Below are 23,160 nucleotides of genomic sequence, written 5' to 3' on the forward strand. Positions count from 1 at the left end.
GGTTTCGCAGCATGGCGGCAAAAGCGTCCAATCCGGGCTACAGCGGACTGGTGGTATTGTGCTTTCTGAGTTGCCCCGCAATTGGACGAGCGCAGCGGTCGATCGGCTCAGTCGCTCCGGCGGATGCCACGGTCGCCGGTGCTCTCGAGATTTCAAACGGCCGTATTGAGCTGGTGGGCGCTTCGACCGTAACGGCCCGTGACCATACGGCCGAGGTAAAGCTGCAACGCGGCGGAGCAATCCGGGTGTGCTCCACCAGCGGGCTACATGTGGCGACCGGCAAGGGCGCTGTAGAAGCTCCGCTGATGCTGGCGCTTGATCGCGGCGCCATCGAGATCGCGACAAGGGTGACGGCAAGCGATGTCGTGATGACTCCGGACCTGCGGTTCACGATGGGTTCTCCTGGAGCGCTGGATCTGCGGCTGCGGGTCGCCCGGAACGGCGATACCTGCGTGGAGAACCGTGGCGCGACCGCCCCGTCGCTGAATGTGGCCGATCAGTTTGGAGAGAGCAGCTATATGGTCAAGCCCGGCCAGCATGTGCTGTTCGAGCATGGCAGCCTGAAAGAGGTCGTGGACCAGGAGAGCGAGCCGTGCGGATGCCCGGCAGCCCCGGTGATCTCGGTAGCCAATGCCGGAGTAAGCGGGACGGATGCGGCTGCTCCGGGAAGCGCTGTTGCAAAGACAGCGGCGGAGCAGCATCCCTTCCCCGCTGCTCAAAGTGCTGGGTTGGCTCCGCTGAGCGGGCCGCCGCAGACCCCTGCCGGAACGGTGCACGCGCAGGTTGCGACGACGCTGAGCTATGGTGGCGAAGCGGGCGGGGGATCGGCAACGACCGGTGACAATGAGACCACCGCCGCCGGTCAGACGGTCGCATCCTCGAAAACTCCAGGGCCGCACGTCGAAAAGGCTTCAGAAACGCCCGCAGAATCTGCGCCGAAGATCGAAGTTGCGGGCAAAGCACAGGCACCACCTCCACCTGCGGCACCTCCGCCAAGTGACTTATTTCATTCGATTGGGCGATTCTTCAAGCACTTGTTTGGCCGGCATTAAGGCGTCGGCGCAGGCGCCCTGCGATACAATAAAACGGTTCGGGCGATTGAGACGCCGGGTGGCGGTTCCGCCGGACAAACTCTCAAAACAGCTGAAGTTCAGCCAGGATCAGAGGTCTTTCAATGTCGATTCCCGCAACGCAGATGCGACCGGGCATGGTTATCAAGTTTAAGGACGACCTCCACCTCGTCTTTTCGGTGGAGCACCGTACGCCAGGCAATCTTCGCGCCTTCATCCAGGCCAAGCTCAGGAATATTCGCACCGGCGCCATGTTCGTAGAACGCTTCCGCTCACCTGACCCGATTGACCGCGTGGTGGTGGACGAGGTGAAGATGGAGTTCCTGTACAACGACGGAGACGACTACTACTTCATGGACATGGAGACGTTCGAGCAGACGCACCTGAAGCGCGAGACGCTGGGCGATGCGGTGGACTACCTGATGCCCAATCTGACGATCGCGGTCAGCTTTCACGACGGCAAGGCTGTCGGTATCGAGCTGCCGAACGTCGTTGAGATGACCGTAGTCGAGACGGAGCCGGGCATCAAGTCGGCAACGGCATCTTCGGTGACGAAGCCTGCGAAGCTCGAGACCGGGCTGGTGGTGCAGGTTCCTCCGTTCATCAACGAGGGTGAAAAGATCCGCGTGGATACGGCCGAAGGCGCTTACATGAGCCGCGCATAACGTGCTCTGTTCAAGAGACGTGGAAGGAGCAGAGCATGGCCTCTGCTCCTTTTGCTTGGCAACGGTTTGGCTTGCGTGTGCCAGATCGCTCTGCGACACTGAAGGTTCATGGTCCGTTACTTCCTTGTAAAAGGCCGGGTGCAGGGGGTTGGGTTTCGCTGGTTTGTGCACCGCGAAGCCGCCGAGCTTGACCTGCGCGGGTGGGTTCATAACACCGATACCGGCCATGTAGAGGTGGTCGCCTCCGGCGATCCTGAGATTCTGACCGAGCTGAAGGCGGCACTCAGGAGAGGCTCCCGCGGCAGCCGCGTGGATTCCGTTCTCGAGCAGGAGTTGGACGACAGCGAAGACGCGAAGCTGGGACCGTTTGAGATTGAAGGAGCGTGGTAGGAGAAGAATGCAGAACGCAAACCTGATAAATTGTGAGCCGCTGAAGGCTCTTGTGCGAACCGTACCGGACTTTCCGAAGCCGGGAATCCTGTTTTATGACATCACCACGCTTCTGAAGGACAAGACCGGGTTCGCGCAGCTGATCGACGCCTTTGCAGCCTATTACATTGGCAAAGACGTGGACCTGGTGCTGGGAATTGAAGCCCGCGGCTTTATCTTTGGCCCGGCGCTGGCCTATCGGCTGAACGCTGGCTTTGTGCCGGTTCGTAAGCCGAAGAAGCTGCCGGCGCAGACTGCGCGTGTCAGCTACGACCTGGAGTACGGCACAGATTCGCTGGAGATCCACCTGGATGCCATCAAGCCTGGGCAGAGGGTGATCATCGTCGACGATCTGCTGGCAACGGGCGGAACGATGGCTGCGACGGTGCAGTTGGTTCGCCAGATGGGCGGAGAGATCGTCAGCCTGGGATTTGCCGTAGAACTGGACTTCCTGAAAGGCCGCGAGAAGTTTTCCGAGTACGACGTCTTCAGCCTTTTGCACTATAACGAGTAAAGAGAAGGCCGGCGGAGACAGGGTGGTCTCCGCCGTATCTATCAGCAAAATCTTTTATGCGCGATGTGGCTCGGCAGGGTCAGGCGCGTGGAAATCCTCCCTCAAACACTGGAGAAAGCACAATGATCGCAACCAATGGTTATGCCGCGCAGGCAGCAACGACTCCGCTGGAGCCTTTCGCTTACGAACATCGCGAACCCGGCGAAAAGGATGTCCTGATCGATGTCGATTTCTGCGGAATCTGTCACTCTGACATTCACCAGGCGCGGAATGAATGGGGCAATGCGCTCTACCCGATGGTTCCGGGCCACGAGGTCATCGGCAAGGTCGCCCGCGTTGGCGCGAAGGTCACGAAGTTCAAGGTAGGCGATCTGGTCGGCGTGGGTTGCATGGTCGATTCCTGCGGCGAGTGCAACTCCTGCAAGGAGAGCGAACAGCAGTACTGCGAGCGCGGCCAGACGGTTTACACCTATAACTCGCGGGGCAAGGACGGGAATCTTACCTTCGGCGGCTATGGCAACCACGTTGTTGTGGATGAAGACTTCGTTCTTTCCATCCCGGCAAACCTCGACCCTGCGGCTGCCGCTCCCCTGCTGTGCGCGGGAATCACGACCTACTCTCCGCTGAAGCACTGGAATGCCGGACCGGGCAAGAAGGTCGGAGTCGTCGGTCTCGGCGGCCTGGGCCACATGGGTTTGAAGTTCTCGCACGCCTTTGGAGCGAAGACGGTGCTGTTTACGACCTCCGCCTCGAAGATTGAGGATGCAAAAAAGCTCGGCGCAGACGAGGTCATCCTGACCCGCGAGGAGAATTGGGCAGCGAAGCACACCGGAAGTTTCGACTTCATCCTGGACTGCGTCTCCGCCGATCACGACATCAACACATATCTTTCGCTGTTGAAGCGTAACGGCACGTTGTGCCTGGTGGGCGCTCCGGAGAATCCTCTGGCGGTGACGGCGTTTGCCGTGCTGGGAAGGAAGAACTTTACGGGATCGATGATCGGCGGCATTCGCGAGACGCAGGAGATGCTGGATTTCTGCGGCAAGCACAACATCGTCTCCGACATCGAGATGACGAGCTTCGACAAGGTGAATGAGGCCTGGGAGCGCGTGCTGAAAAGCGACGTGAAGTACCGCTTCGTTCTGGATTTGAAGACGCTGTAGACAACAGAATTGCTACAGTGCTGTCGTCGGGCCCGGGGACGCGGAGGTAATCCGCAGACGTTCTCCGGGCTCGATGTAGCTTTTGCGGCGAAACCACTCTTCCATCCTGCTCTCGAGGCGATCGAGCGGAACTCTGTAACCGGCCTCCATCAGGCCATCGGCGATGGGGAGCGTGTCGTCAAAGATGGCGTCGTTGGTAAAGTTGCGCATCGCGAAGCTGTCGATCCACCGGATAGGGCAGGGGTGCGCCCTCCCCTCCATATCGATGCGATCGATCTGGAGCCGGAGAGCGAACATGGATGCGGCGATCCCTCAGGCGAAGAGCGTGAAGAGCGGAGAGTCGACCGGGATGGTCTGCGTGGGGCCTGCCAGCTTGCCGTTGCCCTGATCGCGGCGGAAGACCGTGATGGAGGCTGAATCCTGATTTCCGCAGAGGATCCAGTCGAAGGTCGGGTCGAAGGTGAAGTGTCTTGGGGTCCTGCCCCCACAGCCGATGCGCTGGATCTCCTTAAGGCTGCCGTCATCCTGAATGGAAAACACAACCAATGTGTCTTCCCCGCGATTGCTGGCATAGAGGAAGTTGCCGTCCGGAGAGATCATGACCTCTGCGGCCGTATTCTTATCGGCCGGGAACCCTGCTGCAATGGTCTTGACGGTGGCGTTGGTATGGACCAGAAATGCCTGCGGATGCTTCAAGGAGTGCGTGGCGGTCCATAGAAGGTGATCGATGGTGGAGTCGAGCTCGTTGATGAGATAGACCCATCGGCCATTCGGGTGAAACGCAATGTGCCGAGGGCCAGAACCGGCCCGGACGCTGGTCAGCAAAGGATCCGATGGGGTAAGCCTGCCCGTCGCCGTATCGATCAGGAAGACGCTGAGGGCATCGTTGCCAAGATCGTTGACGATGAGAAACCGATCGTCGGGTGAGACGACGACCGAGTGCGGATGCGGACCGTCCTGCCGTTTAGGGACGGGACCATGCTTGCCGAACCTGGGCTCCCTGTAGTTGAAGGTGCTGACAGGCTTCGAAAGGGTGCCGTCAGGCTCGATCCTGTAGGAAGCGATCGTCCCGCCAACGTAGTTGGCAACAAAGGCGCAGTTTCCGGTGGAATCCACCGATACATAGGCCGGCCCGGCGCCTGCCGAGGTCACCCTGGACTTCCGGGTGAGGATGCCGGTTCGCTGATCGAGGTCGAAGGTGGTTACCGTGGCCGAAGGATCAGGCACGGCATTGACCGCATAGAGAGAACGACGGCCGTTCCGTAGAGGAGAAAGGGCAAGATAGGAGGGCCGGGCGGTATCGACAGCCAGGACCGGGACGGTCAGCTGCCCGGTACGGGAGTTGAAGTCTGCCTGATAGATCCCCTTGCTGACTCCCCTTGCCGTGTCAGTGCCAATGAAGACACGGGTAGGAGGTGGAGGAACCGGTTTTTTTCGATGAAATCGTGGGGCAAAGTATTGCGCGGAAAGGGCGTAGGCCGGAAACGAAAAGAGAAACTGTCGCCGGCTGGTCATGGCAACTAAGCGGGCTCTCCCGGCAGGTGGATGCCCAACTCGTCTTCGGCGCGCACATTCTCGTTGATGACGGGAAGACTGGGCAGCCGGGAGGTATGACCGACCTCGCGGACGACCTTATCGGCATGCTCAAGCACCTCATCCACCGTCATCGTGTACATCTCGCGGCCGTTGTCATAGCCGGATTCGATGGCCTGTTTGAGATAACGGCCGGCGATCTGCGCAGCGAGATAATCGGTGATCACATAGCCGGTACGGTGCTTGTGCTCCACCCATGCCAGATTCGGGAGGGAGATCCAGACGGGCCGCTGATTGACGGAGAATCGAATATCCGTCGCATCGGCGTGGCGCGTCGCGATGGCCACAATGGTTCCCTTCCACTGGCAGTGGAGCTCTTCCCCGGTCCAGCGATCCTTCACTTTGAAGTCTTCATACATGGTTAGTTCTAGCTTAGTGCAGCGGATGGAGGCGGGCAAGCTCCTGTCCCTCCATCCGGCAGTGTCTTCAGGCTCCAAGCTCGGCCCGGATGGCGTTCGCGATGGTGTCGGCATGATGCCGCATCGCCGGTTCGGACTCCGCCTCGATCATGACGCGGGCCAGGGCCTCGGTGCCGGAGTAGCGGATGACGACGCGGCCGGTGTCGGCCAGCTCCTTTTCCGCCGCCGCGATCGCTGCGGCCACCGAAGGGATTGTTTCCAGCGGCTTTTTCTCACGAACCTTCACATTCACGATGACCTGGGGAAAGACCTTGAGGTCCCCGATCAGTTCCGAAAGCGTTTTGCCGGAGCGGTGAACGATATCGAGCAGCAGAAGAGCAGTCAAAAGGCCGTCGCCCGTGGTGGAGCGGCCAGAGAAGATGATGTGCCCCGACTGCTCGCCACCAAGCGCGGCTTTGGTCGAGAGCATCTGTTCGAGCACATACTTGTCGCCAACGGCCGCGCGCATCATCTGGATGCCGCTGCGCTTCAACGCCGCCTCCAGTCCCATATTCGACATGGTGGTTGCCACGACCGTGGAGTTGGTGAGGAGTCCGCGGGCCTGTAGGTCGCGGGCGGCTAGCAGCAGGACGGCATCGCCGTTGACAACCCGGCCCAGTTCATCGGCAAACAGGGCGCGGTCGGCGTCTCCGTCAAAGGTGATGCCGAGAGAGGCGTTGTAGTGCCGGACCTGTGCCGCCACGATCTCCGGATGCAGCGCCCCGCAGCCCTCGTTGATGTTGCGGCCGTCGGGAGAGGTGTGAGTGAGGACGATCTCTTTGCCGCCGAGCTGCGCGAAGAGCTCCGGGGCAACGGCCGAGGCGGCGCCGTTGGCGCAATCCACCACGATACGACGGTCGTCGAGCGAGAGCCCGGGAACCGCGGCTAGTAGAAACCGGATGTAATCGGCTCGATCCGCTTCATTCACCGGGGGGGTCTGCTGCCCTGCCACTGCGGCTGACGATCCGGCCTGGTCACCAACCCGGCGGAAGATCTCGTCCTCAATGGCGAGCTCAGTGGCGTCAGGAAGTTTGTATCCATCCGGACCGAAGACCTTGATCCCATTGTCATGCCAGGGATTGTGCGAAGCCGAGATGACAATACCGGCAGCAAATCCCCTCGCCTGGGTCAGGTAGGCGATGGCGGGCGTCGTGATCACGCCTGCGCTCTCGACGGTCGCACCGCCAGCAGCCAGTCCGGCAGTAAGCTGCGAGGCGATCGCCGGGCCGGATTCGCGGGTATCCATACCGAGCAGCACGCGGGGGCTGGGATTTGCCTCAGCGAGGGTATGGGCCAGAGCGAGGCCGATGGCGTGCACGGTTGCAGGATCGAGAGGATACTTTCCTGCAACGGAGCGTATGCCATCGGTCCCAAAGAGCTTCTTCATGAGTCACTATTCTCCGTTGAATCAGTTGCTGCAATCACTGTTGCCGAGATGGTTCCCAAGGCCAGGCGCGCGTGAATGGACTCCCCCGGCGCAGTCTCGGTGGCAGACCGCAGAAGCGTTCCATTATCAGCGTAAATGAGAGCGTATCCGCGAGCGAGGATGCTGAGCGGGGAGAGCGCGCGAAGACGCGCGGTGTCGGCCTCCATCCGTGCCTTACGGAGCGAGATTGCTGTGACCATCGCGCGCTCGAGGATGCCCGCTGCGCGCTCTACGCGGCGCCGCGATGCCGCGAGCCGGTAGCTGATGTCCTGGCGATGCAGGCGTTCGGTGAGGATGCGGAGCCGTTCTGCGCGGAGGCGAAGAAGCCGGGACGAGCCACGTTCCACCCGCATCTGCAGTTCGTCAATACGCTGGCCGCGGCGATTGATGGAGTCGTGCGCGCGCCGAAGCACCATCGGCGACGACAGGCGGGCGTAGCGCTGACGCAGCTCAAGCAGATGAAGTCGCATGGCGCGGGAAGCTCGATTGGAGAGCGCGGCGACTCGGTCTTCGACGCGATGCTGCGCAGCCGTGATTAGCTCCGCTGCGGCAGAGGGAGTGGGTGCACGAAGATCGGCGACGAAGTCAGCGATGGTGAAGTCGGTCTCGTGTCCGATCGCGGAGACGACAGGAAGCTCAGACGCAGCAATGATGCGGGCCAGTGCCTCGTCGTTGAAGCAGGCGAGGTCTTCCATCGAACCGCCGCCGCGGGCGATCACGATGAGATCGATCAGACCGGGATTGCGATGGAAGAAGCGAAGTCCGGCCGCAACGGAACCCGGGCATGAAGCCCCCTGCATCACCGCCGGATAGACCAGCAGATTCAGCCGCGCATGCCGGCGGCGAACCACCGTCACGATGTCTCGGATGACAGCTCCGGCAGGCGACGTAATAATTCCAACGCAGCGCGGGAAGGGCGGAAGCGGACGCTTTCTAGCGCTGTCGAAGAGTCCCTCAGCCAGCAGCCGCGCCTTGAGCTGCTCAAAAGCAAGCTGGAGCGATCCGGCGCCGCGCGGCTCCAGCGTCTCTGCGATCAACTGCAGTTGCCCGCGGGACTCGTAGACGGAGACGCGGCCGCGAACGAGTACGGCAAGCCCATCGGCAGGACGGAAGCGCAGCATCTGGGCCTGCCGGCGGAAGAGGATGACAGGAAGCTGGGCGTCGGCATCCCGCAGCGTGAAGTAGATGTGCCCAGAGGGAGCGGGACGGCAGTTCGAGATCTCTCCCTCCACCCAGAGATCGCTCCGGCTGGCTTCGATCTGCTGCCGGATACTGCCGACGAGGTTCGCCACAGTCCAGACGCGGCGCTCAGGCACAGCCGCCTTTGAAGCTGCCGCCGGAGGCGCAGGATCAGAGGCTGGGAGGTCTTCGATTACTGGTTCGCCGGTCCCGAAGGACAGGCTTGTCTGTGCAGAAATTGTGCGTTCGGCAGATGTGCGCAACCTGCTCCTGCCTGCCCGAAGGCTGGCAAGGGTAGGCGGCTTTTCCGCATCAGAAGACATATTAAAAGTTGAGTCTAGCAGGGGAATCGAAGACCGTCAGGCTGCCGCTCACCACCCGGTCTGCGAAGAAACGGCCCGATGGCCGGAAAAATCTTCTAACGCCGGAAATGACTGATAATCCAGAGGAGCAGGGTCAAAAGAACGCTGACCAAAAGCGAGCTTGCCAGTGGCAACGAGACCGTCCAGCCTTTCCCCTTCCAGGAAAAATCACCCGGAAGACGTCCAAGCGGGATGTTCCATCGGGCCAGGAAGACAACGGCAATCCCGATGATGACAAGCAGAAGGCCGAAGCCGATGAGCATGCGTCCAAGGTCTGACATGGCTACCAGATTTAATCATCCGGTATGAGCGAGCATTTGGGTAGCTCTACGGATGAGGTCTTCCGGTGGACAGGGCTTGGTGATGACACCAACTGGTTGCGCAAGCCGGTCCATACAGGCCTGCACATGAGGAATCCTGGCGTAAGAGCCGGTAAACACAATGATCCTGCAGGAAGGCATCTCCTGACTGACCTCCTGAACCAGGGAAAGCCCATCACGCCCGGGCATGCAGACGTCACACAAAAGAAGGTCGGGACGGAAGCGCCGCGCACTCCGGAGGCCGTCGTCAGCCGAATAGCAGGCTTCTGCGGCAAAGCCGCTCCGCTCAAAAATCATGGTCAGGGTATCGGCTACCAGCTGATCATCGTCAACGATCAAGACCTTCTGCAATGGGGAGTTCATAGGTGTCGTTCTCGATATCACTTCCTGCTTGATTGCATTTCGCGTGCCAGATTGGAAGACGACATCATAAACAACCCGGGATGGGCGCATAAAAAGCGAATGGAATGACGCGGGACTACCTTCAGAAGAGAGCATCCGACAGTAGCTGCTAAGTGTGAAGGTACATGCGCTTAGCGACAGGTTGGGTTTCCTGCCAGGAGTATGTTCTGAAGCGCAGGCTGGCACAGAACGATGGCGGCGTAGAACCGGCAGTTCCCCACTGTAGAACTTCCAAAAAGGTAGCGATTGACAGAAATTACTGCGCGACGACTCCGCCGGGCGCTGGCGCCGCAGACGGATTGAGTTTCTGCGCAGCGATCATGCCGGCCGGTCCCTTTGCGTCTTTATCCTTGAGCTGGGCATATACCTTCTTCGCCATCTCAGGCTTGTTTTCGGCTTCGTAAAGATCGGCAAGCTGAAGCTGTGCTGTGCCTGCAGGTACAGAGACGGACGGATGAGCCGTCAGGTCGTTGTAGACCTCGATCGCCTGAGAGTCGCGCCCTGTCTGACGATAGAGCGCTGCAAGCGCCAGCTTGGCGAGCGATCCCAGATCGCTGTTCCAGCCTCCGGCCACCTCTTTCAGCGTGCTCTCCGCCTGGGAGTTCTCGCCGGCCTCGATATAGGTCAGGCCCGCAAAGTAGCGCGCGAGCTTGCCGCTGGAAGTCATTCCATAGCTGTTTGCGATGTTGAGGAAGCCCTGATTGGCCGCCTTGGCGCGCTCGGCTGCGGTGGCGAAGGTCTTGACACCGGGAGGGACCTGCTGGCCGGGCGCTGCGATCGGCGTCTGATAGGTCTGCATCGCTTCGCCAAAGGCAATATCGGCTTTCTCGCTTCGCTGGTTAAAGACGACGGCGGCGATGATGACGATAATAAGAAGCGCGCCTACAATGGACCCGATCAGAATCAGGGGGCGTCGGTTATCGCTTGCCCACTCCAGGCCATGCTGGGCGGTGTCAATAAACTGATCGTGCTTGAGCGCTTGGCGGGTCTGTTGATCCACGTTTCTGATATTCCTTTTTGCCAGTTGCGGTGAATTCCACACGGAAGCTATCTTCCGGCGCGAAACTTTAGTCTATCAGTCAACCTCTGCCTGGCGTCTCCATCCTGGTCAGACCATAACGATTTATTTTCTTTTTGCCAAAAGCGCGTCTTCGGTGGGAAACTTTTTTTCTGTCTAAAATCATATTTTCTGAGTCCTTTATAGTCGCTCTCTACGTCAGAGATATTGAAACGGGGTCTGTTCTCTATTAACGTCCCGCCGATCCAGGAACGATCCTGGGGAAGGAAAGCGCTGTGAGCGGTGGGCGTTTCACGCTATGCTGACCAATTCGCCAGAGCAGAGTGAGGTGGTAGATCGGCAGATCAAGAGGCTTTCCGGGCTCCGATTCAAGTGGCTGGCATTCCCGTCAGATCTCGAGAGACGCTTCGAGAAGGAAACCGCTCATCGGCGCAGCCGACGGCTCTGGTTTGAAGCTCTCCTTGCAATCCTGCTGTTCGATTTTTTCCTGATCGCCGATCATTACGGTCCCCACGAGCAGTTTCGAAGAGCCTTCGTCATCAGATTGCTCATCGTAACTCCGATCTGCCTGCTGATTCACGCGAGCCTGCTGCGGATGCCGAACCGCCTCTGGCGCGAGTCCAGCCTGGCGACCGGTGTATGCCTGGCGGGACTGGCGCAGCTATACCTGGAGCTGAACCGCAGCCGTGTAGCCTCGGCCTACGTTCAGATGACAGTGCTTGCAGTCATTCTCTTCGCCAATATCGTCATGCGGCTGCGGCTCCCGTACGCGATCGCCACCTCCTTCGTGATGCTCTGCGGTGACGCGGTCTTTCTGTGGAAAGACCATATGCTGAAGACGGAAGACAAGATCTTCGGAGTCGGGATGGTGGTTGGAGCCACCGCGCTGACCCTGGTGGCGAACTACAACGCCTGCCGCGAAGAGCGCCTGAGTTACCTTCTGCATCTGCGCGGAGAGCTGCTGGTCGCCGATCTCAACCGCCTGAACGCTCAGCTGCTTCGCAAATCCGAGAGCGATGCCCTGACCGGGCTTGCCAACCGGCGCTCCTTCGACACGCAGTACGCCGAACTCTGGAGGGCGGCCCTGACCACCGCCGGGCCCTTGTCCGTCGTGATCGTCGACGTCGATTACTTCAAGCGCCTGAACGATCGCTACGGCCATCTGTATGGGGACGAGGTGCTCAAACGCATCGCATCACTCCTGCAGCAGGCCCTGCGGGTCAAGGACGACTACGCTGCGCGTTTCGGCGGTGAGGAGTTCATCATCCTGCTTCCGAGAACGCCGGAGAGCGCTGCCATCCAGGTCGCCGAACGCCTGCGAAAGATGGTGGAGCTCGCCGGATTCCCCGCTATCGATCCCGCGCAAGGGCCCTACGATCTCAGTATCCGCGCCACCGTCAGTTGCGGCGTGGCATGCGCCTATCCCACTGTGCGAGATACCCCGGAGCAGTTGCTCGAAGCCGCAGACAAGGCTCTCTATCAGGCGAAGGCTGAGGGACGCAACAGGGTTTGCTGCGCCCCCGGGAATGAGGCCGCCGATCTGACCCGGCCTATTTGATATCGCGCCAGTTCTTCCCGACTCCGACCTCTGCCACGATGGGGACGGAGAACTCCGCAACGTGCTCCATCTGCTGCTTCACAATCTGCTGCAACTCGTCAGACTCGCCAGGCGCCACGTCGAACAACAACTCGTCGTGAACTTGCAGCGTCATGCGTGACTGCAGATTGCGCTGCGCGATCTCCGCGTCGATACGCAGCATGGCGATCTTAATGAGGTCGGCAGCGGTCCCCTGCAGCGGGGTGTTGACGGCGGTCCGCTCCGCGAATCCTCGCATGTTGGGGTTGCGGGACTGGATGTCAGGAATAGGCCGCACCCTGCCGAAGTAGGTACGGACAGCCTGTTCGCGGCGGACGGTATCGAGGGTCTCCTCGATGAATCGCTTCACTCCCTTGTAACGCTCAAAATATCGCTCAATATACTCGCGCGCGGTCTTCTGGTCGATTCCAAGCTGCGCCGCCAGGCCGAAGGGAGAGATGCCGTAGACGATGCCGAAGTTGACGGCCTTGGCCCGGTTGCGCGTCTCCTTGTCCATCGTCTCGGGATCCACCTCGAAGACCTCGCTGGCCGTAAGGGTATGGATATCCTTGCCGGTGCGATATGCGTCAAGCAGCAACGAATCCTGCGAGAAATGGGCCATCAGGCGTAACTCGATCTGAGAGTAGTCCGCCGACATCAGAACATTGCCCGGAGCAGCGATAAAAGCGGCGCGAATCTCGCGGCCGATGGAGGTCCGGATGGGAATGTTCTGCAGGTTTGGATTGATCGACGAGAGGCGTCCCGTCGCCGTTCCCACCTGGTTGAAGGTGGTGTGGATGCGGCCCCTGGAGTCAGCGAGCACGGGAAGCGCATCGAGATACGTTCCCTTCAGCTTCTGCAGCTGGCGGTGCTCGATCACCAGGGCAGCGATGGGATGCGATTGGGCCAGCTCGTCGAGGACGTCCTGCGCGGTGGAGACAACTTTGCCCTTGCCGTACTTCAGCGGCTTGGGCAACAGCATTTTGTTGAAGAGAACATCTCCAAGCTGCTTGGGCGAATTGATATTGAAGCGGTGTCCGGATTCGGAGTAGATGCGCTCGGCCAGGTTGTCGATCTCGACAGCAAGACGCGTAGACATCTCTCGCAGAAAGTCGGGGTCAATGCGTACGCCGGTCTGCTCCATGCGCAGAAGCACCGGAACCAGTGGCTTATCGATGGTTTCGTACACCTGCTGCAGAGGGGAGACATCTTCCGTCTTTGCGGCTACTTCCGGTGAGACAGCAAAGAGCATCTCCGGAGTGACTGCCCCACCCAGCGAGGGATCATCCGATAAAACGTTATGCGTTACCGGCGCATAGTGCGCAACCTGCTGGCCCAGCGTTGCGGAGAGACGAACTACAGAGGCTGCAGCTTCAGCAAGCCGCCTCATGTCGTTTGGATTCTCCTTGGTGGGCTGATGAACGAGCGTGCGGCTGGTGCTCCGCGCCGCAATATCGACGAGGGTATGCGAACCGTGCGTGGGATTGATCAGATAGCTAAGCAGCATCACGTCATTGCGTACGCCGGCGAGAGAAACCTTGTGTGGTTCAAGTGCGCGCAGAACGGCCTTGAGATCGTGAACGTCCTTGGGAAGCGCGGCATCCATCAGGGCTTCGCGAATGCCGGGGTCGTCGAGCGAGACCTCGAGCGCGAAATGGTCGTTGACCGCCAGGCCCAGGCGGCAGGCAGCGTCCTCCGTCGTTGCGACTGGTGCCTCCACCGCAGGCGTCGGCGCGGCGAAGAGAGACATATTCTCCGCCGGTGCAGGCTCCGGCTCGGGAGCGTCTTCTGAAGGCTCGGTCGCAGTCTCTTCAGCCAGGGCCTGGGCATCCTCTGAGATGGCAATTGCCATTCCCGCAGGCTTGCCGGTTGCGGGATCGATCGTACGCGCCTCCTCCAGGAGGTGCCGGATCTGCACTGTCGTGGGCTTCAGCTCGTAGGTGACGACCGTGGCGTCCGCCGCGGGAGCAAGCTCTTTGAGAAGCGTTGTGAACTCAAGCTCGGAGAAGAGCTCCCGGCAGGCCTCCAGATCGGGTGACTGCGTCCGCATGCTCTCCAGCGAATACTCGATAGGAACATTCGTGTGGATGGTCACAAGCTCCTTCGAGAGCAGGATGTTTTCGCGATTGTTCGCCAGCGATTCGCGATAGGTCTTCCGCTTGATGCTCTCAGGATGCGTGATCGCCGCATCCATCGCGGCCTCCACACTGCCGAACTGCTGGATGAGCTCGACCGATCCCTTATCGCCGATTCCGGGGGCACCCGGGATGTTATCGATCGCATCTCCCCGGAGCGCCATGACGTCGATCACCCGCTGCGGAGGAATGCCGAGGTTCGCTTCCACTCCTGCGGGATCGAGAATGAGATTGTCTTTCGTCGGGTTGAGGATCGAGACGTTCTCATTGACCAGCTGCATCATGTCCTTGTCGGACGAGACGACGTAAACGTGATGCCCCAGGTCGGCCAGCCGGCAGGAGAGCGTTCCGATGACATCATCCGCTTCAAATCCCTCGTAGTAGAGGATGGGGATACGGAACGCCTCCAACGCGCGGCGAATATAGGGCTGCTGCTGAATGAGATCGGGCGGGGTCTCGGCGCGGTTCGCCTTATATCCTCCGTACTCGATGACCTCGAACTGCTGCGTCTTGATGTTGAACTTCCTGACGTTTTTCATCTGCGCAGCCATCTCGTTGCGGTGGACCGGCGCCCCGACATCGTAGACAGCGGCCAGATACTCAGGCTGAAAGTCCTTGCGCAGCTTGTTGATCATGTTGACGAAGACATAGGTCGCCGCTGTCGGGATGCCCGTGCGCGTGGACATGGGCCGCGAACGCTGCATGGCATGATAGGCACGGAAGATGAAGGCCATCGAGTCCAGCAGATAGATGGGAGGCTTCGAGGAACTGGTCACGGCGGGCTTCTTCTCAGCGGTCTTTGTCGGCATCCTGGTCGGCGTCTTTGCCATAGCCTTTGATGGTAGCGCGTTGTTCCAAGTATCTCGAATCGACCGTGGATTCCTGGGACTTTCCATAAGCTCTGCCCATCCCGGCTTAACAGATAAACTCTTCCATAAGGAGCAGGAATGACTCGTTTGATTTTGCTGATTGCTTGTCTGACCCTGGTTTCGCCCACCGATTTTGCACAATCCCCAGAGCACGCCAACCCTGGCTGCCAGGTAAAGGACGGTCGGACGGTCTGCAGTCTGTATTGGCTGCGGAAGGCAGTCGATGCAGCACATACGGCAAAAGCGGAGTATAGCGAGCGGGATCGGGCTACGGGAGCGCAGTTGAAAGACCTGGCGAAGTCACTGGGGAAGACTGTAATCCAGTCCGACCAGCCTGCAGATCTCACGTTCACCGTAGCGCCTGCTCCCTTGTCCGGCGTCGATATAGGCCCCGCCGACGAAGAGATTCTGGAACTGAGGGTCTATTCAGGCGACGACACAGAGCGAAAGCTGGTCTGGGTCGAGACCTATCGCGGACAGAAGGACAGGTCGTGGCCCGCAAACGTCCATGCCGCCATTGAACAGTTCCGTCAAAAACTGTCGCAGAGCTAGAGGGTATGTACCTATGTCTGAAATCCGATCGCGGTCGCCCGAAAGATGCACGATGGCAGTTGCCCAGGACATGGCAGTGGGTTCGGATATGCAATCCTTTCGGTCCCCACGGAAGGTGTCATCCTGAGCGACGTTTCTCGCGGGTTTATCGCGAGAAACGTAGTCGAAGAATCTGCGGTCTGCTGGCCTCAGCCACCATCCCACACCCGCAGATCCTTCGACTTCGCGCTGAAGCGCTTCGCTCAGGATGACACTCCAGGGGTGACCTCGGAAACTGGCCAGGCGATTGTCCGCTGTTGTCTTGCCAATAGGCTCCGCGCGGCCACAAAGCAGATCAACAAAGCAACACCTATCTAAGGGATACATCCTGACCTTCTCCTTCAGAGAAGAAGCATGCAATCTCCATAGGAGAAGAAACGATATCGCTCGCGGACCGCATGGCGGTATGCGTTCAGAACAAACTCGCGCCCTGCAAACGCGCTTACCAGCATCAGCAGCGTGGACTCGGGCAGGTGGAAGTTCGTCAGTAGCCCGCTGACAACCCGGAACTGATAACCGGGGTGGATGAAGATACTGGTCTCGCCGGAGTGAGCATGCAGCCGAAGTCCGCCGTGAGGCTCGAAACCGTCGACAGCGGCGATCTGGGCGCAGTGTTCGAGTGTGCGAGTGGTCGTCGTGCCTGCAGCAAGGACGCGCCGCTTTTCCCTCAGAGCCGCATTGATCGCCTCCGCCGTTCTGGCAGGCAACGTGTAGTGCTCCGAGTGCAGGTGGATGTCTTCCACCTGCTCGGCGCGAACCGGCTGAAAGGTCCCCAGCCCCACGTGCAGCGTGATGGTTTCGACCTGAATGCCGCGCGCTCTGAGTTGGTCCAGAATCTCCGGGGTGAAATGAAGGCCGGCCGTCGGCGCAGCGGCTGAGCCGGATTCGTGCGAGAAGACGGTCTGGTAGCGGTCCCGGTCCTCCGGGGTATCGTCCCGATGGATATATGGCGGCAGCGGCATGTGACCGATGCGGTCGAGGATCGCGCGAAACTCCGGGTTCGGCGCAAACCGCAGGGTGCGTTCGCCAAACTCGGCGGCCGCGACGACCTCTGCTTCGAGGAGTGGAACAGATTCTCCCGCAGCCGCAAAGAGAAGCCGCTCGCCCGGCTGAACCTTGCGTCCGGGGCGCACCAGGGCGGTCCACTCATTCTCCGCAAGTTGCTGTGTCAGCAACACCTCAATACGGCCGCTTGGCGAGGGCGAACTGGTCTGCGTGGCAGCGCTTCGAGCACGGGTTGCGTAGAGGCGCGCCGGGATCACACGGCTGTCGTTCAGAACAAGGACGTCGCCCGGCTGCAGCATCTCGGGCAGATTACGGAAGAAATTGTCGCGATACTCTCTTTGCCCGCGGTCCAGAACAAGCATCCGGCTGGATCCGCGAATCGCAGGCGGAACCTGCGCGATCAGCTCTTCCGGAAGATCGAAATGAAAGTCAGAGACACGCACCGCTTCTGATTTTACGGGAGCTGTATGGGATCATACTCGGCCGCTGTGATTGTGCGGCCCCTGCGCGATCTGTACTGCGCGGTCAAGAGCAGACTGCACGGCCTCTCGTTCCGCAGGAGCAGGCGCGGCCCAGCCAACCGTGACCCGCGAGAATGGCTTGGGGATCAGGAAACGATCCCACGATCGAAGCGTCCACGCCCGCTCCGGATGAAGATAGATCGCACCCACCGTAGCGTTCACCACCTGGGCCAGTTGAGTCACGCCGGGCTTGGCAACCTGTGCCGGGCCCCTGGGGCCATCCGCCGTAAAAGCGCAATAGTTTCCGGCGAGATACGCCCGCTGCAGGTTCCGCAGGCCAACGGCGCCGTCGCGCGAGCTGGATCCGCGCACTGGCACGAAGCCCAGTCTTCGAACGGTGCGGGCGATCAGTTCTCCATCGAAGCTCTGACTGATCAGGATATGGATGTCTCCATTGCGGAAGCGCCATGCGCATGCCAGAAGACAACGATGCCACAGTGCGTAGATAAGCGGCGGAGGTGTGTGATAGGCAGGCTCCGCTCCCTCCTCGCTTACGTCTTCATAGCGCAGCGTCACTCCCAGCAGGCAGATGATCATATAGGCCAGCGGCGGAACGACCGCCAGGATAAGCCGCTGCTTGAATGTGTAATTCGGAGCCACTAGGAAAAAGTCTACCCTGAGCCCCCTTCGGTGCTCCGTCTGAGATGTATCCACATATGGACCTGCATTTTCACTGGTGTCATCTAGGGATGGCAAGCTTTCCGAAATAATCGCCGGCGAGGTTTACTCCACATCTTTTTGCAAGTGTCATCCTGAGCGGAGCGCGTCAGCGCGAAGTCGAAGGATCTGCGGTCTGCTGGCTCAACCACCATCCCAAACCGGCAGAGCCTTCGACCCCGCTGCGCTTCGCTCAGGAGGAAACGTCCTAGCTATATTTGAGCCATCGCATGATCTCGGAGAAGTTTGGCCGCTTGCCATACATCAGAATCCCGACCCGGTAGATGCGACTGGCGCACCAGAGAATGCCGTAGATTGTAACCACCATCAGAAAGATGGAGAGAGCGACCTCCCACGCCGGCGGAGGAGCCAGTGAGATCCGCAGATACATGATCAACGGAGTGCAGAAGGGGATAAGGGAGATCACCCGCGAAATCGGGCTGCTGGGATTGCTGATCACCGGTCCCAGCGCAAACATGCAACCCGCCAGAGGCATAACAAGAAACATGTTGAGCTGCTGCAGCTCCTGTTCGGAGTTGACCATCGCTCCCAGGGCAGCCGCGATCGAGGAGTAGAGGAGATAGCCAAGCAGAAAGAAGACGACAAAATAGACGATCTGCGCCGCGCTCAGCGAGATGTGGGCGCTCTGGCCCGCGACTGCCTGTAGCCACGATCCGCTCGTGAGCAGAATCGCCGTCAGCAGCCACACCGCCACCTGGGTAAGCCCGACCGAACCCACGCCGATCACCTTGCCGGCCATCATCTCTTCCGGCGTGATGGTCGCCAGCAGAATCTCGAAGACGCGGGAGGTCTTCTCCTCAATGATGGAACGGGCAACGTTCATCCCATAGAGAAGGATCACCATGTACATGAGGAAGAACAGCACATAGATGGCAACGAAGCTGGAGGTGGTGTCGGCATTCTTTCCGGCCTGTGTGGTATCGACCTTCACCGGCTCCATCAGCGAGTCGACCTCGTTGGCGACCATTCCGTCGTGCGCCAGCTGCTCCCGCATCAGAACCGTACGCAGCGCGGTTGTAATCGCGGACTTGGTGGCGATATCCCCTGCAGAGCGCGGAGTATACGAAAACGTCGGACGCTCGTTCGGGTGTGCGCCGGGAGTAATCCACAGGTAGCCGTCGATCTGCCTGTCAGCCAGCATCGAATCCAGCGTTGCTTTCGTCGTGCTGTTGCCCGGGGAGATGACGTCGACCGTCATCTCGCTCCCTTTGCTGTGCTCCAGTTCCTTTTGCAGATCCATCGCCAGTAACTGATCGCGAGAGACGATCGTGATGCGGGAAGTCGATTTCGTCTTGCTTGTACCCCGGACCGAAACCACAATTCCGCCTCCCATCAACAGCGGGATGAGCAGGGTGGAGATGAGAAAAGCCCTGGTGCGGACCCGCTCCAGGTACTCGCGCTTTGCAATCAGCCAGATATTACGCATCGACGCGATCTCCTACCGTTTCGATAAAGATCTCTTCGAGTGTAGGCTCCATCACCTCAAACCGGGTGATACGAGCTTTCGAGACTGCGTCAGCCAGCAGCAGCTGGGCGTCGCCGTCTTCCCGCAGCCTGATCTCCGCCATGCCGTTATAGTTCTTCGCACTTTCGATGGCAGGATTGCTCAGAAAGCCGGGGTCCCCTTCAAACACTATCTCGACGCGATTCTTCGGGTAGCGCGCCTTGATCTCCTGCATCTCGCCCGCAAGGACCTTCCTGCCGCGATGAATGAGGCAGATGGTGTCGCAGAGCTTCTCCACCTGGTCCATGCGATGCGTCGAAAACAAAACCGTGCGGCCCTGCCGGTTCAGATCGAGCAGCGTGTCCTGCAGCAGGGCAGCATTGACCGGGTCAAGCCCGCTGAAGGGCTCGTCCATGATGATGAGCTCCGGCTCATGCAGAAGAGCAGCAATAAACTGGATCTTCTGCTGCATGCCCTTCGACAGCTCTTCCGTCTTCTTCGGGATGGCCTCGGTGATCTCCATCCGCTCGCACCAGCCGTGGGCACGCTTGCTGGCGGTCACGACGTCGAGACCATGCAGCTGGCCCAGAAAGATCAGCTGGTCGATCACCTTCATCTTCTTGTAAAGGCCACGCTCCTCCGGCAGGTAGCCGACCCGATAGACACTCTTGCGGTCGAAGGGCTGACCGAACAGGGAGACTGATCCGGTATCGGGCATGGTCATGCCGATCATCATGCGGATCGATGAGGTCTTGCCGGACCCGTTCGGCCCCAGAAGGCCAAACATGCTCCCTGCCGCGATCTCGAAGCTGAGGTCATTGACCGCGATCTTTGAGTCATATGCCTTCGAGACATTCTGAAGTTGAACGATTGCCATGGAGTCTCGTCTGCTGGGAGGTTGCGGCAAGTGTAGCAGGCCGGTCCCGGTCGATCCGCACGCGTTATTGCAACTGCTGATACATCGAATTCAGGTCGAAGTTATTCCAGGCCTCAACCGCTCTCCCGTCCTGCAGCCGCACCATGCACATCCCGGTAAAGGTCACCTTCTTCCCGGTAGCGGGTACTCCCAGCCCATCGCCGGTATGCAATGCAGTCACGACACAGCAGGCGGCCGTCAGATCCTCCCCCGAGATCGTATGAGTCACGTCGACATGAATCTCCGAAAAGCTGGAACAGAGCTGTTTATGAAAGGCCTTAAACGCTCCGCTTCCATCCACCGCTGTACCATCCGGATGTTCCAGCCCATGCGTTCTGGCTTCCGGCGCCATCATCGCGTCGATCGCCTCTGTGCGACCCTGATTCCAGACTTCTTCAAACCACTTCTCTAAAAATGTCACAGGACCATACCTCCAACAAAGTCGAACGATTGTCTCCGGAGCCCTGAAAAACCTGTCTTCTGTCTGTGAACTAAATTATAGGTGTTGATAGCATCGATTCTGTGACAGACCTGTCGACCCCGATTAAATATGTAAAGCGCGTAGGCGAGCGTGTAGCAGAGGCGCTGGCCAGACGCGGGGTCGAGACTGTAGAGGACCTGCTCTACCATCTTCCCTTCCGATATGAAGACCGCCTGAACCCGCTCTCCATCCGCGAGCTGAAAGCCGGGGCGATGGCTTCGATCATCGGCGAAGTCCGCGGATCGGCACTGTTGCGGACCCGATCGATGCCGATCTTCGAGATGACGATCGGACAGGGTCTGGATACCGTAAAGTGCATCTGGTTTCACGGCAGCTACCTGCAGGACAAATTCCACACCGGCCAGATGGTGGCGGTCTATGGAAAGCTCGAAAGCTCGCGAAGCACCGCCGGCAAATTCAAAATCATCCAGCCTCAGTTCGAGATTCTGCCGGCGGCCAATTCAAAAGAGGCGGAGTTTGTCTCTCTCGAGGTCGGGCGCATCGTGCCCGTCTATGAATTCCTGGGTGGAACAACCGCGTGGGGAGCGAAGCTGACCTCGCGCTGGCTGCGCCGCGTCATCTGGCCTCTCCTTCAGGAGCTGCAGGTGGAACCTGGCCACGCCCCTGAGACGCTGCCGGGCGCACTTCTCCAACGGCTCAAGCTACCCAATCGATTCGATGCACTCCAGCGCGTTCACTTCCCTGAAGCAGGGACTCCGATCACGCAGCTGATGTCGGCGGCCACTCCGGCGCACCGCCGTCTCATCTTCGAAGAGCTGTTTTACCTGGAGCTTGGTCTGGAGCTGAAGCGCCGCCGCATGCGCGAGCGGGCAGGCAATGCATTCGTTACCGGCGAAAACGTTCGCAAAGCCATTAAGCAGGTTCTCCCCTTCCATCCCACGGCGGCGCAGAAGCGCGTCCTGGCAGAGGTGGCCGCCGATATGCGAAAGCCACAGCCCATGCGCAGGCTTCTGCAAGGCGATGTAGGCTCCGGCAAGACCATCGTCGCCATGCAGGCCGCGCTGATTGCGATCGAGAACGGCTTCCAGGTGGCAATGATGGCGCCGACCGAGATCCTTGCCACCCAGCATTACCTCTCTGCGCGCAAGCTCCTTGGTAACGCAATCTCCCCTCGATCAGGACGGCCCTACCGCGTCACTCTGCTTACCGGCTCGCTCGATGCGGGCGCAAAGCGCGAGGCGCGGGCAAGAATCTATCGCGGAGAAACCGATCTTGCTATCGGCACTCACGCGCTAATCGAGGAGAAGGTTGACTTTCATCGCCTCGGCCTGGTCGTGGTCGACGAGCAGCACCGCTTCGGCGTGCAACAGCGCTTCCAGTTGATGAAAAAGCCCGGAGCTGACGGCACGCCCTCGGAACCAGACGTTCTGGTGATGACGGCAACGCCAATTCCTCGGACCCTGGCTCTCACCCTTTATGGCGACCTTGAGACCAGCGTTATCGACCAGCTTCCGCCGGGAAGAACCCCCATCATCACCCGCAGGACGAGCGAGCAACGCGCCGAGGAAGTATGGGCGTTTGTGCGCAAGCAGGTCGCAGCAGGAAGGCAGGCATACATCGTCTACCCGGTGATCGAGGGTAGCAAGGACGACCAGCCGGAGCTCGACTTTCCGCAGGACCAGCCCGTCGAGGGGAAGGAAGCCGAGGAGAAAGAAGGCCGCGCCTCTCTCCGTGCCCCGAAGAAGACTGCAGCCAAAACCAGCCGCTCGAAAAAAAGCGGCAAGTCCGAGGCGCTCTTCCCGAAGAAGCCTCTGCGCGCGGCTACCGAGATGTACGATCAGCTTCGCGAGGGCGCGCTGAAGGGACTTCGCCTCGGTCTGCTCCACGGGCGCCTCAGCGCCGATGAAAAAGAGATCGTGATGCGGCGTTTCCAGCGTGGCGAGATCGATGTCCTGATCGCGACCACGGTCATCGAAGTAGGCGTAGATGTACCCAACGCATCCGTCATGGTCATCGAGCACGCTGAGCGCTTTGGGCTGGCGCAGATGCATCAGCTTCGTGGGCGCGTCGGTCGCGGCTCCGCAAAGAGTTACTGCATCCTGATGACGGGCGACAGGGTGAGCGAAGAGGCTGAGGCCAGACTGGACTCAATGGTTTCTACCCAGAACGGCTTTGAGCTGGCGGAGCTTGACCTGCAGCAGCGCGGCCCCGGAGAGTTCTTCGGAACGCGCCAGGCGGGCATGCCGGAGTTTCGGGTTGCGAATCTCCTGCGCGATCGCTCGCTGCTGGAACTGGCCAAAACCGAGGCCGCAAAGTTCGTCGAGATCTCCGACCCGGAGATCTCGCGCGAAGAGCGCGATGCGGTGTGGGAGCGACTGAAGCAGCAATGGCAGCGGCGCTACGGCCTTGTTGAAGCCTGATCCCCGGAGATCACATCGTTGCCA

At 59.9% G+C, this 23,160-nt stretch carries 22 protein-coding genes; 8 read left to right on the top strand and 14 right to left on the bottom strand.

What is annotated here, in order from left to right:
* The first annotated feature begins 11 nt into the window (after positions 1-11).
* From GWR55_RS10840 to GWR55_RS10860, 5 genes are all read left to right on the top strand, one after another.
* Complete coding sequence (locus tag GWR55_RS10840; RefSeq protein WP_162402280.1) at positions 12-1,052, top strand: nuclease; 1,041 nt, start codon at positions 12-14, stop codon at positions 1,050-1,052.
* Positions 1,053-1,174: 122 nt separating this feature from the next.
* Positions 1,175-1,735, top strand: a complete 561-nt coding sequence (gene efp, locus GWR55_RS10845; RefSeq protein WP_162402281.1) for an elongation factor P — start codon at positions 1,175-1,177, stop codon at positions 1,733-1,735.
* 108 nt (positions 1,736-1,843) lie between these two features.
* Positions 1,844-2,125 carry an acylphosphatase gene (locus tag GWR55_RS10850; protein ID WP_162402282.1) on the top strand — a complete coding sequence of 94 codons (282 nt, stop codon included), beginning with the start codon at positions 1,844-1,846 and terminating at the stop codon, positions 2,123-2,125.
* A 7-nt stretch (positions 2,126-2,132) separates the two neighbouring features.
* Entirely contained in the window at positions 2,133-2,678 is a 546-nt protein-coding gene (locus GWR55_RS10855) for an adenine phosphoribosyltransferase (protein WP_162402283.1), read from the top strand.
* A 122-nt stretch (positions 2,679-2,800) separates the two neighbouring features.
* On the top strand, positions 2,801-3,841 hold the full coding sequence (locus GWR55_RS10860) for an NAD(P)-dependent alcohol dehydrogenase (RefSeq protein WP_162402284.1): 1,041 nt from the start codon (positions 2,801-2,803) through the stop codon (positions 3,839-3,841).
* A 12-nt stretch (positions 3,842-3,853) separates the two neighbouring features.
* Here GWR55_RS10860 and GWR55_RS10865 read toward each other — a convergent pair whose 3' ends face one another.
* From GWR55_RS10865 to GWR55_RS10900, 8 genes are all read right to left on the bottom strand, one after another.
* A complete protein-coding gene (locus GWR55_RS10865) occupies positions 3,854-4,138 on the bottom strand; it encodes a hypothetical protein (protein WP_162402285.1) in 285 nt (94 codons plus the stop codon).
* Between the two features lie 15 nt (positions 4,139-4,153).
* Positions 4,154-5,356, bottom strand: a complete 1,203-nt coding sequence (locus GWR55_RS10870; protein ID WP_162402286.1) for a lactonase family protein — start codon at positions 5,354-5,356, stop codon at positions 4,154-4,156.
* A gap of 5 nt (positions 5,357-5,361) precedes the next feature.
* Positions 5,362-5,793 (bottom strand): hypothetical protein, encoded by a 432-nt coding sequence (locus GWR55_RS10875; RefSeq protein ID WP_162402287.1) that lies wholly within the window; start codon positions 5,791-5,793, stop codon positions 5,362-5,364.
* Between the two features lie 67 nt (positions 5,794-5,860).
* A complete protein-coding gene (glmM, locus tag GWR55_RS10880; RefSeq protein WP_162402288.1) occupies positions 5,861-7,219 on the bottom strand; it encodes a phosphoglucosamine mutase in 1,359 nt (452 codons plus the stop codon).
* Positions 7,216-8,700, bottom strand: coding sequence for an exodeoxyribonuclease VII large subunit (gene xseA / locus GWR55_RS10885; protein WP_238398346.1), 1,485 nt, complete (start codon positions 8,698-8,700; stop codon positions 7,216-7,218). Before xseA ends, glmM begins: the two co-directional genes overlap by 4 nt.
* 155 nt (positions 8,701-8,855) lie before the next feature.
* Positions 8,856-9,080 (bottom strand): DUF2905 domain-containing protein, encoded by a 225-nt coding sequence (locus GWR55_RS10890; protein ID WP_162402290.1) that lies wholly within the window; start codon positions 9,078-9,080, stop codon positions 8,856-8,858.
* A gap of 15 nt (positions 9,081-9,095) precedes the next feature.
* Positions 9,096-9,482, bottom strand: a complete 387-nt coding sequence (locus GWR55_RS10895) for a response regulator (RefSeq protein WP_238398347.1) — start codon at positions 9,480-9,482, stop codon at positions 9,096-9,098.
* A 295-nt stretch (positions 9,483-9,777) separates the two neighbouring features.
* On the bottom strand, positions 9,778-10,521 hold the full coding sequence (locus tag GWR55_RS10900; protein ID WP_162402291.1) for a tol-pal system YbgF family protein: 744 nt from the start codon (positions 10,519-10,521) through the stop codon (positions 9,778-9,780).
* A gap of 316 nt (positions 10,522-10,837) precedes the next feature.
* On the opposite strand from GWR55_RS10900, the gene GWR55_RS10905 reads away from it, so the two are divergent.
* The gene (locus GWR55_RS10905; protein ID WP_162402292.1) at positions 10,838-12,097 is read left to right on the top strand and encodes a diguanylate cyclase; all 1,260 of its coding nucleotides are present in this window, start codon (positions 10,838-10,840) and stop codon (positions 12,095-12,097) included.
* Here the strand turns inward: GWR55_RS10905 and polA are convergent.
* Positions 12,090-15,080: a DNA polymerase I gene (gene polA, locus GWR55_RS10910; RefSeq protein ID WP_370521129.1), complete on the bottom strand. Its 2,991-nt coding sequence runs from the start codon at positions 15,078-15,080 to the stop codon at positions 12,090-12,092. The genes GWR55_RS10905 and polA overlap by 8 nt on opposite strands.
* 117 nt (positions 15,081-15,197) lie before the next feature.
* Here polA and GWR55_RS10915 point away from each other — a divergent pair, with 117 nt between their 5' ends.
* Entirely contained in the window at positions 15,198-15,671 is a 474-nt protein-coding gene (locus tag GWR55_RS10915; protein WP_162402293.1) for a hypothetical protein, read from the top strand.
* Positions 15,672-16,051: 380 nt separating this feature from the next.
* On the opposite strand, the gene queA is transcribed toward GWR55_RS10915, so the two are convergent.
* From queA to GWR55_RS10940, 5 genes are all read right to left on the bottom strand, one after another.
* On the bottom strand, positions 16,052-17,158 hold the full coding sequence (gene queA, locus GWR55_RS10920; protein ID WP_162402294.1) for a tRNA preQ1(34) S-adenosylmethionine ribosyltransferase-isomerase QueA: 1,107 nt from the start codon (positions 17,156-17,158) through the stop codon (positions 16,052-16,054).
* Positions 17,159-17,188: 30 nt separating this feature from the next.
* Positions 17,189-17,836 carry a lysophospholipid acyltransferase family protein gene (locus GWR55_RS10925; RefSeq protein WP_162402295.1) on the bottom strand — a complete coding sequence of 216 codons (648 nt, stop codon included), beginning with the start codon at positions 17,834-17,836 and terminating at the stop codon, positions 17,189-17,191.
* Between the two features lie 265 nt (positions 17,837-18,101).
* A complete protein-coding gene (locus GWR55_RS10930) occupies positions 18,102-19,340 on the bottom strand; it encodes an ABC transporter permease (protein WP_162402296.1) in 1,239 nt (412 codons plus the stop codon).
* On the bottom strand, positions 19,333-20,235 hold the full coding sequence (locus GWR55_RS10935; protein WP_162402297.1) for an ABC transporter ATP-binding protein: 903 nt from the start codon (positions 20,233-20,235) through the stop codon (positions 19,333-19,335). The genes GWR55_RS10930 and GWR55_RS10935 overlap by 8 nt, the downstream gene beginning before the upstream one ends.
* A 64-nt stretch (positions 20,236-20,299) precedes the next feature.
* Positions 20,300-20,695 carry an ester cyclase gene (locus tag GWR55_RS10940; protein WP_162402298.1) on the bottom strand — a complete coding sequence of 132 codons (396 nt, stop codon included), beginning with the start codon at positions 20,693-20,695 and terminating at the stop codon, positions 20,300-20,302.
* Between the two features lie 101 nt (positions 20,696-20,796).
* On the opposite strand from GWR55_RS10940, the gene recG reads away from it, so the two are divergent.
* Positions 20,797-23,136, top strand: coding sequence for an ATP-dependent DNA helicase RecG (gene recG / locus GWR55_RS10945; RefSeq protein WP_162402299.1), 2,340 nt, complete (start codon positions 20,797-20,799; stop codon positions 23,134-23,136).
* The last annotated feature ends 24 nt before the right edge of the window (positions 23,137-23,160 follow it).

This window comes from Edaphobacter sp. 12200R-103 (genome assembly GCF_010093025.1).
Lineage (GTDB): Bacteria > Acidobacteriota > Terriglobia > Terriglobales > Acidobacteriaceae > Edaphobacter.

What these genes read in the sequence shown, in the direction of transcription:
- GWR55_RS10840 (WP_162402280.1), top strand. Translation starts at nt 12, where the DNA reads ATGGCGGCAAAAGCGTCCAATCCGGGCTACAGCGGACTGGTGGTATTG.
- GWR55_RS10870 (WP_162402286.1), bottom strand. Translation starts at nt 5,356, where the DNA reads ATGACCAGCCGGCGACAGTTTCTCTTTTCGTTTCCGGCCTACGCCCTT.
- GWR55_RS10875 (WP_162402287.1), bottom strand. Translation starts at nt 5,793, where the DNA reads ATGTATGAAGACTTCAAAGTGAAGGATCGCTGGACCGGGGAAGAGCTC.
- GWR55_RS10905 (WP_162402292.1), top strand. Translation starts at nt 10,838, where the DNA reads ATGCTGACCAATTCGCCAGAGCAGAGTGAGGTGGTAGATCGGCAGATC.
- GWR55_RS10850 (WP_162402282.1), top strand. Translation starts at nt 1,844, where the DNA reads ATGGTCCGTTACTTCCTTGTAAAAGGCCGGGTGCAGGGGGTTGGGTTT.
- GWR55_RS10895 (WP_238398347.1), bottom strand. Translation starts at nt 9,482, where the DNA reads ATGAACTCCCCATTGCAGAAGGTCTTGATCGTTGACGATGATCAGCTG.
- GWR55_RS10935 (WP_162402297.1), bottom strand. Translation starts at nt 20,235, where the DNA reads ATGGCAATCGTTCAACTTCAGAATGTCTCGAAGGCATATGACTCAAAG.
- GWR55_RS10915 (WP_162402293.1), top strand. Translation starts at nt 15,198, where the DNA reads ATGACTCGTTTGATTTTGCTGATTGCTTGTCTGACCCTGGTTTCGCCC.
- GWR55_RS10860 (WP_162402284.1), top strand. Translation starts at nt 2,801, where the DNA reads ATGATCGCAACCAATGGTTATGCCGCGCAGGCAGCAACGACTCCGCTG.
- GWR55_RS10930 (WP_162402296.1), bottom strand. Translation starts at nt 19,340, where the DNA reads ATGCGTAATATCTGGCTGATTGCAAAGCGCGAGTACCTGGAGCGGGTC.
- GWR55_RS10865 (WP_162402285.1), bottom strand. Translation starts at nt 4,138, where the DNA reads ATGTTCGCTCTCCGGCTCCAGATCGATCGCATCGATATGGAGGGGAGG.
- efp (WP_162402281.1), top strand. Translation starts at nt 1,175, where the DNA reads ATGTCGATTCCCGCAACGCAGATGCGACCGGGCATGGTTATCAAGTTT.
- glmM (WP_162402288.1), bottom strand. Translation starts at nt 7,219, where the DNA reads ATGAAGAAGCTCTTTGGGACCGATGGCATACGCTCCGTTGCAGGAAAG.
- GWR55_RS10890 (WP_162402290.1), bottom strand. Translation starts at nt 9,080, where the DNA reads ATGTCAGACCTTGGACGCATGCTCATCGGCTTCGGCCTTCTGCTTGTC.
- polA (WP_370521129.1), bottom strand. Translation starts at nt 15,080, where the DNA reads ATGGCAAAGACGCCGACCAGGATGCCGACAAAGACCGCTGAGAAGAAG.
- GWR55_RS10855 (WP_162402283.1), top strand. Translation starts at nt 2,133, where the DNA reads ATGCAGAACGCAAACCTGATAAATTGTGAGCCGCTGAAGGCTCTTGTG.